This window comes from Ruegeria sp. AL1, assembly GCF_056540905.1.
Genome location: NZ_JBQFXP010000009.1, coordinates 98,562 through 113,454, shown reverse-complemented (window position 1 = coordinate 113,454; position 14,893 = coordinate 98,562). Strand labels below are relative to the sequence as shown.

Sequence of the window (14,893 nt, the reverse complement as noted above, 5' to 3'; positions counted from 1 at the left end):
CAAGGTCCAGTAGTGTGCTGAGCCGTGAGTGTGGGTGCCGCCCTGGACCAGCGACGGCAGATTACGTGATGGATCAGGCGCTGACGGCCATTCGCGTTTCATCCATGGTGTTGGACTGTGGATCGCGCAGGACATATCCGCGGCCCCAGACAGTTTCGATGTAATTCTCACCATTTGTTGCGTTGCTGAGCTTCTTGCGCAGCTTGCAAATAAAGACGTCGATGATTTTCAGCTCCGGCTCATCCATGCCGCCGTACAGATGGTTCAGAAACATCTCTTTCGTCAGGGTGGTTCCCTTGCGCAGGCTCAGAAGTTCGAGCATCTGGTATTCCTTGCCGGTCAAATGCACTGTCTTGCCTTCGACTTCCACGGTCTTTGCATCCAGGTTCACCGCAATGCGGCCGGTATGGATCACAGATTGGGAATGCCCCTTGGAACGCCTAATGATCGCATGGATGCGGGCCACCAGCTCTTCTCGGTGGAACGGTTTGGTCAGATAATCATCCGCCCCGAACCCAAAACCTTTGATCTTGCTTTCCGTGTCATCCGCACCCGACAGGATCAGGATCGGTGTTTCTACCCTGGCAATGCGCAACTGCCGCAACACCTCGTGCCCGTTCATGTCCGGCAGGTTCAGGTCCAGCAGGATCAGGTCGTAATCATACAGCTTTGCCAGATCGATCCCTTCTTCACCAAGGTCTGTTGCATAGACATTCAGATTGGCATGCGTCAGCATCAGTTCGATACTTTTGGACGTTGTTGGATCGTCTTCGACAAGAAGGATGCGCATTCTACTGCTCCAATTTTTTCCGAGTCAAAATTCTCTGTCCAACCCGAGCCTGATCAAAAATGGTTAATCTGACGTTACCGTTGAATCATTTATTCACTTTCATCTTTAAGTTGTCGATATTTTTTTAGTGTGGTGACCTTCAAAGCGTCCACACCGTGTTCCGCAACCGCTGCGACCCAGCTGTTGAATTCCTCATCGCTGATGCCATAGCGCTTTTTGGCATCAGATAATGAGATGAGCCCATACAACACCCCCCGGACGACAATGACCTTGCGCGAGGCCACCCAGCGGCTTGTATCCGGCGACGGCAGATCGGCGCGGGTCAGAACCGACCCATCCGGCAAAGTGACTGATCTTGGCCCCTCAACTTTGTGCAAATACATCTTTCCGGCCCTTTTCTTGCTGCGACAAAGTTGAGCGCAGTGTACTTAACGTCGTGTGAAACCGCCCCTTGAGAGTGTCTAAGATTTTCCTATATTCTGCCGGTCTTCTTTAACCCTGACTGGAATCACTATGGCTCTGGATGCCGACGCTCCCCTGAACTCGCTTGGCTTTGCCAAACCGCCCTCGGAAACGCGGGTGGTGGTTGCCATGTCCGGCGGTGTCGACAGCTCGGTCGTGGCGGCCTATCTGGCCGATCAGGGCTATGACGTGGTGGGCGTGACGCTGCAGCTTTATGACCACGGTGCGGCGCTGGCCAAGAAAGGCGCGTGCTGCGCGGGGATCGATATCCATGATGCGCGGCGTGTGGCCGAGGAACGTGGATTTCCGCATTACGTTCTCGACTATGAAAACATCTTCAAAGACGCGGTGATTGACGAATTCGCCGATAGCTATCTGGCGGGCGCAACCCCGGTGCCCTGCATTCGCTGCAATGAACGGGTGAAGTTCAAGGACCTGCTGGAAACGGCCAAGGACCTTGAGGCCGATTGTATGGCGACCGGGCATTACATCCAACGCAAAATGGGCCCCAACGGCCCCGAGCTGCACAGCGCCGAGGATGCCAATCGCGACCAGTCCTATTTCCTGTTCTCGACCACGCCCGAGCAGTTGGATTACCTGCGCTTTCCTCTGGGCCACCTGCCCTCGAAAGACGCCACGCGCGAGATGGCGGCGCAATACGGGTTGGCTGTGGCAGACAAGCCTGACAGTCAGGACATCTGTTTTGTGCCCAACGGCAACTATGCCAGCGTCATCGAAAAGCTGCGCCCCGGAGCTGCTGAACCGGGTGAGATCGTTCATGCCGATGGCCGCGTGTTGGCGCAGCATGACGGTGTGATCCATTACACGATTGGCCAACGGCGCGGGCTGGGCATCGGCGGCCTCAGCGAGCCGCTCTATGTGGTCAAGCTGGACGTGGACAAGAAACAGGTTGTCGTCGGCCCGAAAGAGATGCTGGCCACCCGGACCGTTCCGGTGCGCGAGATCAACTGGCTGGGCGACGCACCATTTACCTCGCAAACCGAATGGCACGTTTCGGTCAAGGTCCGCTCAACCCGCCCCCCGCGTGAGGCGATCATTAGGCCCTTATCTGATACCACGGCCGAGGTGGAATTGTTCACCCCCGAAGAAGGGATTTCCCCGGGTCAGGCTTGCGTGTTCTACGAAACCGGCGGCAGCCGCATCTTTGGCGGCGGCTGGATCTGGCGAGGGTACTAGGCCGAAACCGGCTCGACCTCGGTTTCGATCTGGATTTGCAGCGCGTCGTTGAAACGGTTGAAGGCCCCGGTCAGGGTAATGCGCCACGTCAGTTCGACAATCTGGGCATCGCTGAACCATTCGCGCAGGTCCGAGACCTCGGCATCCCGCATCCGACCTGACCGTGTCGTCACCGCCTCGGCATAGCGCACCACCGCTTTGTCGCAGGCATCCAGTTCAGGGTGATCCTCAACATCCGGCAGGCGTGCTGCACCTTCAGCGCTGAGCCCCGTCACGGTCAGCCAGGGCGTATGGTGTGAGACGCAGTAGTCGCAGGCATTCAGTTTGGACACTGTCACCATCGCCAATTCCAGCGCCCGCCGAGGCAGGTTGTCTTGCGCCCGCAAGGTCGTCAGCATGCCCGTCACATGTTCCAGCACCGGCGGGCAATGGGCCGCGACCCGAGACCAATTGTCGAACGAACCATAATCAGCCAATGCCGCGTGCGCGGCGCGGGCCGTATCCGTCATTTCTTCGTCGTTCAGGGGTGGGATTCGGGTCATCGGCAATCTCCTTCGCGACAAACATACCCATGCGTACTGGCGTGCAACAGGTAGGTCTGGATCACAACACGTCCGTGGGTGAGTTGAACAGGATGTAAAGCCCAACACAGACCATGATATAGGGTGCGATCCGATCCATCCGGGCCACCTTCGGACCAAGGCTTTTCGCCCGGGGTGCCCCCCATGACGCCACCGCAACCAATACAATCGCGGCCAAGGTGGCCCCGGTCAAGGCGGCAAGGCGGAATGTCGGTGTCGAATCGGCCAGCAACGGGGTCATAACGGCAAAGCTGTCCACGGACAGGCTGAGAAACAGGGTCACGACCGAGCTTACGGCCCCTTTGGAACTCACCTCTTCCGCCTCGGTCTGGCGAAACTGTCGCCAGATTCCGCGCAGACCAAAGAGCAGGGGCACAAGGCCTAAGTAACCAATCCATTGTGGGATACCGCTTTGGTCCAACCCGACCGCGACGGTCATGGCAAGCGACAGAACAATCGCCTGCGCAATGGCGAAACCCGCTATGGTGCGGCGTCGGTCCATGATCAGGATCAGGCCAAGCAAGACGGCCAAGTTGTCGAGGTTGGTCGAAATCATCGCAACCCCGGCGGAAAAGGCAAAGACGAAAAGGTCAAACATGCTGCTGCGGCATCCGTTCCAGAACCGCACGTGCCGCGCGCAGACCGGGCGCTTCTCCACCGCGCCCCAACAGGTTCATCGTCTGGGTCATGGCCTGTTTTTGTGCATCCGGCGTTGCCGCGACTTGCTTGAGGGCCTGTGCAATCTTGTCTGGCTGACACGCCTCCAGCAGGCATTCAGGAACCGCCCGCGTGTCCGATACCAGATTGACCAGTGTCACCGTGTCCAGCTTGACCATGCGTTTGGCGATCCGGGTGGTTAGCCAGTTCAGGTTATACGCAATCACCATCGGTGTGGCCTGCGCCGCCAGTTCCAGCGAAACCGTCCCCGACGCGGCCAGTGCCAGTTCGGCCCCGGCAAAGGCCGCGCGTTTTTGCGCCTGCGCCTGATCCTGAGGCAGCGATTGCGGGTCAACGACAACGGGCTGCCCCGGCCAGTCCTTTACAAGCGCGGTCATCGCTTCGGCCAGATGCGCAACAGTGGGAACCACGACGCGCGTGTCGGAGCGGTCCTGCAGAAACACCCGTAAAGCCTCGCCGAAAATTGGGGCCAGACGGTCCACCTCGCCCCGGCGAGATCCGGGTAAGGCCAGAACATAAGGGGCGTCGTTCAGGCCGTTCTCGGTGCGAAAACGGGCGATCTCCTGTTCCGTAGCAATGGGCTCATTGACGACCGGGTGCCCGACGAAATCGCACTCCATCCCGGCGCTTTCCATATAGGGCGGCTCGAACGGCAGCAACGCAAGTACGTGATCTATCACTTTTGCCATCTTGTCGGCCCGACCCGGTCGCCAGGCCCAGACGCTCGGGGCCACATAATGTACGGTGCGGATCGTACTGGAGGCCTTGACCAGCCGCGCCACGCGCAGCGAGAAATCGGGGCTGTCAATGGTGATCAGAACGTCAGGTTGCGTGTTCAGCACCGCCTGCGCCGTTTCATTGATCCGGCGTTTTAGATGAAAGAACTTCGGCAGAACCTCGACCAGCCCCATCACGCTGAGCTCGCTCATCGGGAAGCGGCTGACCAGTCCTTGCGCCTGCATCAAAGGCCCACCGACACCGTCCAGTTCGATCTCGGGCACCAGGGTCTTCAACCCTTCGATCAGTGCGCCGCCCAGCCGGTCGCCCGAGGGTTCACCCGCGACCAGAAAGACGCGCATCAGACCGCGCGCTCGCGAACCTGCAGGAACAGGCCCAGCCGATCACACTCTTCGACCACGCGGTCGCGGTGCAAAACGATGACGCCGCCCTTTTCAATCACGATGCCAGCCAAACCTGCGGCGACAGCGGCACTGACCGTGTCCGGCCCGATGGCGGGCATGTCGGCGCGCCGGTCCTGTTCGGGCTTGGGGCCTTTGAACAGGATACCGCCGCCAGCGTCCGGGCGCTGGGTCAGAGATTGCAGCATCCAGGCGGTGCCGAAAATGCCCTCGACGGCCAGCGCCTGTCCTTTCGAGACAACGCAAGCCTGTCCGATATCCGCAGCGCCCATGGCGCGCAGGATACCCGCTGCCTTGTCTGCATCGCGCAAATCCGCCTCACTGGGTTGAGCCTGTGTCAGACACCCCAGTGGTGGCAAAAGATCGGGCGCGATCTCGTGCGCCGCGCGTACCGTCAGCCCGGCCTGTTCCAGAATTCCGATCACAGCGCGCAGGGCCCCGTCATCGCCGGACATCATGGCCTTTTGGATCACCGGCACCAGCGGCAGGGTCGCCGCATCGATGCGAGACGGATCAACCACCGGACGACGCACTGCGCCTGCCATGCAAATCTGGGTGACACCGCGCGCCTGCAGGTCGGCAATGAAACTGCCCAGATGTTCCAGCGGGAACACGATGTCGGGCTTTAGACTGTCGGGCTCGAACCCCTCGAGCGCGCAGATCAGCGGAGGTTCCGTTAGCTGGGCCACTACCGCGTCCGGTAGCGCTCCGGTGCCTGCGATCAGGGCCAGCATGGGGTTATTTCCTCGGGGTCAGGAAAGAGCGGTCGGTCTCGCCCGTCACGAACTCGACGATATGGCGGACATAGTCGCTGTTGGCATCCTCACCCAGGCGTTTTGCACGGTCCATGAAGGTGCCATCGCCATCGGTCAACTCGCGAAACGCTGCCCGCAAAGCGGAGATATCCTCGCGCGCGACACCGCGCCGTTTGAGACCCACGAGGTTCAACCCATCCAGTTCACCTCGCGGAGCCTGCACCAGCCCGTAAGGAATGACATCATTTGCAACCATGGTCAGCGCACCGATAATGGCCCCGCGCCCGACACGCACCCATTGGTGCAGACCCGAGATACCGCCGACGATCACGTCATCTTCTATGATACAATGACCCGCCGCACCGGCATGGTTCACCATGATCACGCGGTCCCCGATCTGGACGTCATGGGCGACATGCACACCAGCCATCAGCAGGCAATCATCGCCCAGAAGGGTGACTCCACCGCCGCCATCGGTTCCGGTATTGACCGTCACATGCTCGCGAATGCGGTTGCGCTTGCCGATTTCAAGACGGGTGTTCTCGCCACCGAATTTCAGATCCTGCGGGATCTCTCCGATGACCGAGAAATTGAAGATCACAGTGTCATCCCCGACACTTGTATTCCCGGTCACAACAACATGAGACTTCAATTCAACCCGATCCGCCAGACGAACCTGCGACCCGACATAGCAGAACGGACCGATCACACAGTCTTGCCCGATCTGTGCCCCGTCTTCGATGATTGCACTGGCGTGGATATTGCTCATGTTGTCTTTTCCATGTCCCAATCGACATAGGCCGAGAATTCAGCCTCGGCGGCCACCTCGCCTTCCACCGTGGCCCGGCCGGCGAATTTGAAAATCTTGCCGCCCTTTTTCCCGCGCACAGTTTCAACATGCATCTCAAGCACGTCGCCCGGGATCACCTTGCGGCGGAATTTGCACTTGTCGATATTCATGAAATAGATCAACAACTCGCTGTCGATCACATCCATGCCCACCCCCAGCATAACACCTGCGGTCTGCGCCATCGCTTCGACAATGGTGACGCCCGGCATGATTGGTGTGCCCGGGAAATGGCCCTGAAAATGTGGCTCGTTCATGGTGACATTCTTGATACCCACAGCTGACTGGTAGCCTGCGATATCAACCACCTTGTCGACCAGAAGAAACGGATAGCGGTGCGGCAGAATGCGCTGAATCAGCTGAATGTCGGCGCTTTTTGTTTCCGTCGTCATAGTACAGATGTCCCGTTTTGGATGTCTCGTTTCCGCGTGGTTAGCAATACCGTCACGCAAGGGCAAGCCAAGCTAGTTTTCCTCTTTACGTTCCAAAGAGGCACCATCCCCGATCGCCGCATTGATGCGCGCGATTGCGGCATCCGTAATGTCAGAGGCGTCCGAACTGAGAATCACGTTCGAACGTTCAATGACGATCGAGGCCCGGTATTCTCGCAGCAGGTCTATCAGGATGGGCTGGGCCATCTCGAAAAACCGAACCCGCGCCTCCTCTCCACGCCGCGCCAATGCGTCCAGCTTGGCCCGCTGTCCTTCGCGATGAGATTGCACCTTGGTATCAAAATCCTCGGCCAAGGGGCGAAACTCTTCCGGGGTCAGCGTCGCGCGCTGTTCTGTCAGTTCTTTCTCTTCCTTGCTGAGCTCGGCGACGATGCGTTCGTTTTCTTGCGCCAGCAAGGCGCTTTCGGCGTCGATCTCGTCAAAGACACGTTGACCAAAGGCCGAGCCAGCAAACAAGCGTTCACTGGACATTGTCAGGACGTCTGATTGCGGGATGCCCAATTGCTGCGCATGCCCGACGGCTGCGAACGTCACGAGCCCAAACACCAACAGGGCCCGCGACAGGCCCTGCCAAAATGCTGATCCGACACCGATCATTCGCGATCAGAACCGCGCCTGAACGGTCAGGTCAAAGTTCCGCTCTTCGTCGAAGTCTTCTTTCTTGATGGCTTGCGAGAAGTTGAAGCGCAGAGGCCCAAATGGTGTGGTCCACAAGATCGACACCCCGATGACATGGCGGACCGAGCCGTCAGCGCCTACGATATTGGCGCCTGCGGTGTTCACGTCATCAATGTCGTACAGGTTCCCGACGTCATAGAACACACCGCCGCGCAAGCCCAGTTCTTCGGGAAGACCCAGCGGGAAGTCCGATTCGAACCGAGCCACCCAGTAGTAGTTGCCACCGATGGCGTCGTCCTGACCGTTTGACAGGTCGCGCGGGCCGATACCGGCCGGTTCAAAGCCGCGGAATGTGCTGGGTCCCAGAACAAAACGGTCGATGGTCCGGCTGAAATCGTCGCCGCGCCAGCGGAATGCGCCCAGCTCCAGCGTGGCTCTCAGCACAACTTCTTCGTTCAGAACACGTTGCTGCGCGATGGCACGGGCCGTCGATCTCAGATATTCATTGTCGCCGCCCAAACCTGCTGCGTCCAAACCAACCTCGAACAACACACCTGCGTTCGGGTTCAGACCACCCAGACGGCTGTCATAGGTGTAGGACACGCCAATCGAGCTCGTGTTTCGCTCGCCCTGCGCAATCTCGGACGCAATGACCGCGCCGTTCGCTTCATTCGCTTGAGATGTCATCTCACTACGGTCGTAGTTATAGCGCAGGCTCAGCGATGACAGCTCACCAATCGCGTAGGTCAGCGACGGGCTAAAGAACAAACGCTCGGAGTCGAAGCTGGCAAAGCTGGAGTTCGTCGTTTCCAGACCCAGCCCCAGATCAAACCGCAGCCTACGCCCCAGCAGGAATGGTTCGGTAAATGTCAGGACATATTGCTCGGAGTCCTGCGCGGTCGAGATCGAGAGGCCCACATTCTGACCCCGTCCCAGAAAGTTGGATTCGTTCAGCCCGATCGCAATCCCGAACCCGTCCGCAGCCGAAAAGCTGCCTCCGAGGCTGAGCGAGCCGGTCGGTTGTTCCTCGACGTCCACATCGACAATAACCTGGCTTGGGCTAGAGCCCTCGCGGGTCTCAACATCGGCTGTGGCGAAGAACCCAAGGGCGCGGATGCGTTCTGCGCTCTGCCGGATTTCACGCGGGTTGAAGGGGTCACCTTCGACCGTGTCGAACTGGCGGCGGATTACGCGGTCCAGCGTGGTGGTGTTACCCTCGATATCGATGCGTTCTACAAAAATCCGGGGACCTTTGGTCAGAACAAATTCAACATCCAGCGTCAGATCGCGTGCATTACGCGTCACACGGGGCTCGACCCGCAGAAAATCCACGCCCTGTTTGATACCCAGACGCTCCATCCGCGCGATAGAGTTGTCGACCAGCGTCGGGCTGTAGATCACGCCCGGTTTGATCTTGAGCGCTTCCTGATAGATCGCGGCATCGACGCCGGGAATCTCGCTGACCGTGCTGATCTGACCAAACGAGAACTGCTGCCCTTCAGTGATATTCATGACCAGGAAAAAGGCGTCGCGTTCCCGGGTGAATTCAACATTTGTGCTGTTGACCCGGAAATCGACATAACCCCGCGACAGGTAGAAATCGCGGATCACCTGCTGGTCAAATTCGATCCGGTCGGCGATGAATGTATCGCTGCGGATGAACGTCCGCAGAATATTGGCCTGTTTGGTCTGCAGAATGCGGCGCAGGCGGCGGTCCGAATAGGCGCGGTTCCCGACAAAGCTGACACGCTCAACTTCGATCGTCGTGCCCTCGGCAACTTCGAACACAAGATCGACCCTGTTGTCGTTGCGCCGAATGATACGCGGAATAACCGTCGCCGAGACGCGCCCCTGCGACGAATAAATCTGAGCGATCAGATCAGCGTCCGCTTCGGCTGCTTGCGGGGTATAGACACGGCGCGTTTCAGACGAAATCGCATCAAGCAGAACGTCGTCTTTGACGCGGCGGTTCCCTTCGATGCTGATCCGGTTGATGGTCGGGTATTCCTCGACCTCGATCACGAGGGTTGAGCCCCGTGGCGTCAGTTCGACTGTTTCAAAAACACCACTGTCAAGCAATCGCTGAAAAGCGTCGTTGAGCTGCCCGGCTGTCACCGTTTGCCCGGGTTCGATTCCCGTACGGGCAATGATGGTCGAGGTCTCGATCCTTCGGTTGCCCTCAACCTCGAAGGCATTGACCGTGAAATTCTGAGCCCGTGCCGGCTGCGGCAAAGCCAATAAAATCAATGCGAAAAACAGAACGAAAAGCGATAGTGCCTGCCACAAAATGTTGTTTTGCGGCACCTGTGCGCCGCAGAATGTGCCCGAGCCTCTGCTGTCAGTCATTTTTTTCTCTACCCAGAAATTATAGGACTTTATGAGGTCAGTAGCGGGATTAACCGGTCTTGTCAAAAGACCAAATGCAAGAGCGGCCCATTGGACCGCTCAGAGAAAAAACATCATGTGAGAGAGAATCAGAGACCGACGAGGTAGCCCCCGACAGCCAGTGCCAGAGCCGTTACTCCAAAGCTAAGAATAACGTCCCAGTTCAAGACGAACAGAACGCTGAAGCTCCGGTAGGATTTTTGCAGTGCTTTTGCCATCGACACGTTTTCCGAATGCTAGTCTTGATCTGAAGGTACACATCAAATGAGGCAATTTTACGTCCGAACCATGTAATCCGCGCCATATTCAGCAGAACAGGTCATTACTGACTGCAAACAGCATCAGCGACAGGATCATCGTGATCCCGATCCCCATCAAAATGCGCAGCGCCTTGTCGCTGGGCGGTTTTCCGGCGACAGCTTCGTAGGCATAAAACACCAGATGCCCGCCATCCAGCGCCGGGATGGGAAACAGGTTCAGCAATCCCACCGCAGTTGACAGCACCGCAATGAAGAAAATGAAGTTCTGAGCGCCCTGGCTGGCCATCGCTCCGGATGTTTCGGCAATGCCGATCGGGCCGGATATGTTGCAAGTGCTGATGGCGCCCGTGATCATATGCCACATGCCCGACAACGAGCCGTCAATGATGCGAATAGTCTGTTCAACCCCGCCAGTCATCGACGACCACAGCCCGGCCGGAACGGTCGCAGGTTCCAACATCATGCCGCCCACGATCCCGATCCGCCAATGGGTCACGAACCCTCCGTCGGCCTGAGGCTCGTCGGTGCGCCGCGGGGCCAAAGCGAATTCCAACTCGGCCCCGTCGCGCCAGACATCCAGCAGCAACGCCCTCCCGTCCGAGCTTTCGACTTTTTCCTTAAGCTGCGCGAAGGCAAAGATCGGATCACCATCCACGGCGGTGATGACATCACCCGGTCTCAATTGGATATCCATCGCTGCACTGCGTGGTGCAACCTGTTGGATCAAAGGCGGAAAGAGCCACGGCGCTGACACGACCAAAGTCTCACCATCGCGGATGACAGTATATTCCAGTTCAGGCTGCACAGGCAAAGCCGAGGTAAATTCGCCCCACGTTTTCGAGTTGTCGATATCTGGCGTCTCGACACCCTCAATGGCGACAATCTCATCCCCGTCGCGCAGTTCCTGGACGGTGCCGGGCAACGGGCTGAGCGAGCCGACGGTCAAAGGTTCGCGCGACACCCCCTGAGACCAGAAAATCAGCCCAAACACCAGAATGGACATGATAAAGTTAAAGACCGGACCTGCTGCAACAGTCGCTGCGCGTGCCCAAAGCGGGGCGCCATGCATTGTTTTGCGCAGCTCTTCCGGGTTTTGCTGAGCAATCTCGCCCATGGTGTCTTCGTCTTTGCCCGACGCAGCGTTGGCATCGCCCAGAAACTTGACGTAACCGCCAAAGGGCAACAGAGCGATCTGCCAGCGGGTGCCACGCTTGTCGATACGGCTCCATAACACAGGGCCAAAGCCGATCGAGAACACCTCGGCATGGATGCCGGACCAGCGGCCTACGATGTAGTGGCCATATTCATGTACGGCGACAATCGCCGACAAAGCGACCACAAATGCCGCAATCGTATACAGCAGATTGCCGAAGTTCGGGATCAAAGAGAAAATATCCAACGATTTTATCCTGCTCGTTCTAGTACGGCTTCATCGACCCACTTACGTGCCAGATGGTCCGTTTGCAGCACGTTATCAAGGGTCATCGGGGCATCAATAAGGCCATCTGAGGCCTCAAAACGCTCAAGTACAATCGAGACGGCGTCTGCCATGTCCGTGAACCGAATTCTCTGGGCAATGAACTGATCCAGTGCCCGCTCTTTCGCGGCATTGAACACCGCTCCTGCCAATCCACCGCGTCTCATGACCGTATCCGCCAGTCGCAAGGCGGGGTAACGCGCATCATCGGGGGTTTGAAACCGCAATTGACCAAGCTGGGCCAGATCCAGACGATTGACCGGCAGATCACGCCGATCCGGCCAGTTCAACGCATACCCGATGGCATGCCTCATGTCTGGTGCACCAAGATGGGCCATCAACGCACCATCGCGAAACCCGACCAGAGCGTGCACGATGGATTCCGGGTGAACCAGAACTTCGATTTGGTCAGGTGAGACACCAAAGAACTCTTTGGTTTCGATGACTTCCAGCGCTTTGTTGAACATAGACGCACTGTCAATCGTGATCCTTTGGCCCATGTTCCAGTTCGGATGGTTCGACGCCTGCTCGACCGTCGCACTGGCCAGCTTGCTCAGCGGCCAATCCCGGAACGCTCCACCGCTGGCAGTGATAATTATGCGTTCGACTGCGGCCCGGTCTTCGCCGGTCAGTGCCTGAAAGACAGCAGAATGCTCGCTGTCGACGGGCAAAAGACGCGCATTGTGTCGCGCTGCCGTCTGTATCACGAGGGGACCGGCACAAACCAGAGTTTCTTTATTGGCCAGAGCCAGCGTTGCACCCTGTTTCAAGGCCTCGAGCCCTGGCGCAAGTCCGGCAGAGCCGACGATGGCTGACATGACCCAATCGGCGGGCCGGGCGCCGGCCTCAATCAAAGCCGCCTGCCCTGCAGCTGCCTGAACACCTGACCCGGCCAGAGCGTCTTGCAGGTCGTCAAGCCGATCATCAAATGCGGTGATCGCAATATCAGCACGCAAACGGATCGCGTCATGAGCAAGCTGTTTGATATTCGCCCCACCGGTCAGCGCCACGACATCATAAGCATCAGGGTCTCGCGCGATCAGGTCGATGGTGTTCTGCCCGACCGACCCGGTTGCGCCAAAGATCGAAACTCTGCGCATTACATCCCTCCGGGCGAATAGAACTGCGCTGCGACCAGTACAAACAACGACGCCCCCATCATCCCGTCAAACCGATCCAGAAAACCGCCATGCCCGGGGATCAGGTTTGAGCTATCCTTCACGCCGAATTTGCGCTTGGTGGCGCTTTCGGCAATATCGCCCATTTGGCTGGCCATAGAGGCTAGGACCGAAATCAGGACAAACAGGATGCCATAACCGGTATAGGAGGCAAAGACCGCACCGACGACAGCTGCGGCAACCCATCCGCCCGCAGTACCTGACCATGTTTTCTTCGGACTGATCCGGGGCCAGAACTTTGGCCCGCCGATCGCCTTGCCGACAAAATACCCCGCCACATCCGTCGCCACCACGACCGAGATCAGCCAGACCATCCAGACAAAGCCCATATTCTCGCGGATCGAGATAAAGCCCAGACCGGCAGCTGCGATCCAAAGCGCAAATAGAATAAACGTCCCACGAGCCTGGCGAACCTGCCCTGCCCCAACCAAAGCCGGAGCGACGAGAAACGGAAAAGTCATCATTGGCGGCACGTGGTAGTTGAGCATAACGGCGACGGTCATAAGCATGGCCAGCTGTGTGGCGACCCCCCCGCGCTTCGGGTCGATCATCTTGACCAGTTCCCACGTCATCAAGCCACAGGCAATGGCGATGAAGGCTTCGAACCAAAGGCCGCCGAGCCAAACCTCGACCGCGCCGATCAGAACCAGAACCGCAGCCGACAACACCCGTGTGGTCAAATCAGACCATCGGCCATCGCTCATGCCAGAACCGCTCCAAACCGCCGCTCGCGGGCACCGAAATTCCGACACAGTCGCTCAAGCTCGGCGGCGGTGAAATCGGGCCACAGAGTATCGATGAATTCGTATTCGGAATAGGCAGACTGCCACAGAAGAAAGTTCGAGATGCGCGCCTCGCCGCTGGTGCGGATCACCAAATCCGGATCCGGCAGAACGCGGGTATCAAGGTATTTCGGCAGCGTTTCCTCGTCGACATCCTGAGGCCGCAACAAACCCGCCGCAACGTCCTGTGCCAGACGCTTGGTGGCGCGCGCAACCTCGTCCCGACCGCCATAGTTCAGGGCAACGGTCAGGTGGATCAGGTCATTATGTTTGGTTTCCTGCTCCAGCGTATCCATCAGTTCGATCAGCTTGGCATCGAGCCGCACACGATCCCCGATGAACCGGACCCGAACACCGTTTTCTTTTAGCGTCCGGGTCTCTTTGATGATGTAACGCTTGAACAGGCTCATCAAACCGGCAACTTCCACCTGCGTCCGCTTCCAGTTTTCGGTCGAAAACGCAAACACGGTCAGATATTTGATCCCCAGTCCCGGACAGGCCTCGACAACCTCGCGCACGCGGCGCGCGCCTGCGTGATGGCCAAACAGGCGGGGTCGGCCCCGCGCCTGTGCCCAGCGACCATTGCCGTCCATAATGATGGCAACGTGACGGGGTCCGAGCGCGTTGTTATCTTGGGGATTGTTGAGCATGTTGTGGGGTTAAACCTGCATAATTTCAGATTGTTTGGTCTCAAGTGCTTCGTCCACGACCTTGATCATCTGATCCGTTAGGTCCTGCACTTCGGACTCCCAGAATTTCTGGTCATCCTCGGACATGCCGTCCGCCTTGGCTTTCTTGATCTGGTCCATCCCGTCGCGCCGCACGTTGCGGATCGAGACCCGGGCGCTTTCGGCATATTGACCGGCGACCTTGCCCAGTTCACGCCGACGTTCTTCGTTCAGTTCGGGAATCGGCAACATGATGATTGTGCCATTCAGCTGAGGATTGATCCCCAGGCCACTTTCACGGATCGCCTTTTCCACTTTTCCGACCAATGACTTGTCCCAGACATTTACAGTAACCATGCGCGGTTCCGGCACGTTGACTGTGCCCACCTGGTTGATCGGTGTCATCGAACCATAGGCGTCCACCATGACTGGTTCCAGCATCGAGGCCGAGGCACGGCCCGTGCGCAAGGACGCAAATTCAGTCCTCAGGTTCGCCATCGCGCCGTCCATACGGCGTTTCAAATCGTCGGTGTCCAGTTCGAAATCGTCAGACATACTGCTCACTCCCGGTCTTCAAGTGCTAATTGGTTGGGTCTTACGCCATTGCACATGGGATGTATAGCA

General features: G+C 58.1%; 16 protein-coding genes. 1 reads left to right on the top strand and 15 read right to left on the bottom strand.

Features of this window, described 5'->3' with window-relative positions; translation table 11 throughout:
- Positions 1 to 73 precede the first annotated feature (73 nt).
- Complete coding sequence (gene ctrA / locus ACRZ9X_RS15270; protein ID WP_480520328.1) at positions 74 to 790, bottom strand: response regulator transcription factor CtrA; 717 nt, start codon at positions 788 to 790, stop codon at positions 74 to 76.
- Positions 791 to 879: 89 nt separating this feature from the next.
- The gene (gene sciP / locus ACRZ9X_RS15265; RefSeq protein WP_480520326.1) at positions 880 to 1,173 is read right to left on the bottom strand and encodes a CtrA inhibitor SciP; all 294 of its coding nucleotides are present in this window, start codon (positions 1,171 to 1,173) and stop codon (positions 880 to 882) included.
- Between the two features lie 130 nt (positions 1,174 to 1,303).
- On the opposite strand from sciP, the gene mnmA reads away from it, so the two are divergent.
- Positions 1,304 to 2,449 (top strand): tRNA 2-thiouridine(34) synthase MnmA, encoded by a 1,146-nt coding sequence (mnmA, locus tag ACRZ9X_RS15260; RefSeq protein WP_480520324.1) that lies wholly within the window; start codon positions 1,304 to 1,306, stop codon positions 2,447 to 2,449.
- On the opposite strand, the gene ACRZ9X_RS15255 is transcribed toward mnmA, so the two are convergent.
- From ACRZ9X_RS15255 to frr, 13 genes are all read right to left on the bottom strand, one after another.
- On the bottom strand, positions 2,446 to 2,991 hold the full coding sequence (locus tag ACRZ9X_RS15255; RefSeq protein ID WP_480520323.1) for a carboxymuconolactone decarboxylase family protein: 546 nt from the start codon (positions 2,989 to 2,991) through the stop codon (positions 2,446 to 2,448). The two genes, mnmA and ACRZ9X_RS15255, sit on opposite strands and share 4 nt — an antisense overlap.
- A gap of 61 nt (positions 2,992 to 3,052) precedes the next feature.
- Positions 3,053 to 3,628: a hypothetical protein gene (locus ACRZ9X_RS15250; protein WP_480520321.1), complete on the bottom strand. Its 576-nt coding sequence runs from the start codon at positions 3,626 to 3,628 to the stop codon at positions 3,053 to 3,055.
- Entirely contained in the window at positions 3,621 to 4,787 is a 1,167-nt protein-coding gene (lpxB, locus tag ACRZ9X_RS15245; protein WP_480520319.1) for a lipid-A-disaccharide synthase, read from the bottom strand. The genes ACRZ9X_RS15250 and lpxB overlap by 8 nt, the downstream gene beginning before the upstream one ends.
- Positions 4,787 to 5,581, bottom strand: coding sequence for an LpxI family protein (locus ACRZ9X_RS15240; RefSeq protein WP_480520317.1), 795 nt, complete (start codon positions 5,579 to 5,581; stop codon positions 4,787 to 4,789). Before ACRZ9X_RS15240 ends, lpxB begins: the two co-directional genes overlap by 1 nt.
- Before the next feature lie 4 nt (positions 5,582 to 5,585).
- Positions 5,586 to 6,371, bottom strand: coding sequence for an acyl-ACP--UDP-N-acetylglucosamine O-acyltransferase (lpxA, locus tag ACRZ9X_RS15235; RefSeq protein WP_480520315.1), 786 nt, complete (start codon positions 6,369 to 6,371; stop codon positions 5,586 to 5,588).
- Positions 6,368 to 6,841, bottom strand: coding sequence for a 3-hydroxyacyl-ACP dehydratase FabZ (fabZ, locus tag ACRZ9X_RS15230; RefSeq protein WP_480520313.1), 474 nt, complete (start codon positions 6,839 to 6,841; stop codon positions 6,368 to 6,370). Before fabZ ends, lpxA begins: the two co-directional genes overlap by 4 nt.
- A gap of 72 nt (positions 6,842 to 6,913) precedes the next feature.
- The gene (locus tag ACRZ9X_RS15225; protein ID WP_480520311.1) at positions 6,914 to 7,435 is read right to left on the bottom strand and encodes an OmpH family outer membrane protein; all 522 of its coding nucleotides are present in this window, start codon (positions 7,433 to 7,435) and stop codon (positions 6,914 to 6,916) included.
- 69 nt (positions 7,436 to 7,504) lie between these two features.
- A complete protein-coding gene (gene bamA, locus ACRZ9X_RS15220) occupies positions 7,505 to 9,865 on the bottom strand; it encodes an outer membrane protein assembly factor BamA (RefSeq protein WP_480520309.1) in 2,361 nt (786 codons plus the stop codon).
- Positions 9,866 to 10,210: 345 nt separating this feature from the next.
- A complete protein-coding gene (gene rseP, locus ACRZ9X_RS15215) occupies positions 10,211 to 11,563 on the bottom strand; it encodes an RIP metalloprotease RseP (RefSeq protein ID WP_480520307.1) in 1,353 nt (450 codons plus the stop codon).
- A gap of 5 nt (positions 11,564 to 11,568) precedes the next feature.
- Complete coding sequence (dxr, locus tag ACRZ9X_RS15210) at positions 11,569 to 12,741, bottom strand: 1-deoxy-D-xylulose-5-phosphate reductoisomerase (protein ID WP_480520305.1); 1,173 nt, start codon at positions 12,739 to 12,741, stop codon at positions 11,569 to 11,571.
- On the bottom strand, positions 12,741 to 13,523 hold the full coding sequence (locus tag ACRZ9X_RS15205; RefSeq protein WP_480520303.1) for a phosphatidate cytidylyltransferase: 783 nt from the start codon (positions 13,521 to 13,523) through the stop codon (positions 12,741 to 12,743). The genes dxr and ACRZ9X_RS15205 overlap by 1 nt, the downstream gene beginning before the upstream one ends.
- Positions 13,520 to 14,251, bottom strand: coding sequence for an isoprenyl transferase (locus tag ACRZ9X_RS15200; protein ID WP_480520301.1), 732 nt, complete (start codon positions 14,249 to 14,251; stop codon positions 13,520 to 13,522). Before ACRZ9X_RS15200 ends, ACRZ9X_RS15205 begins: the two co-directional genes overlap by 4 nt.
- 9 nt (positions 14,252 to 14,260) lie before the next feature.
- Positions 14,261 to 14,824 carry a ribosome recycling factor gene (gene frr, locus ACRZ9X_RS15195; RefSeq protein WP_480520299.1) on the bottom strand — a complete coding sequence of 188 codons (564 nt, stop codon included), beginning with the start codon at positions 14,822 to 14,824 and terminating at the stop codon, positions 14,261 to 14,263.
- Positions 14,825 to 14,893: the final 69 nt, after the last annotated feature.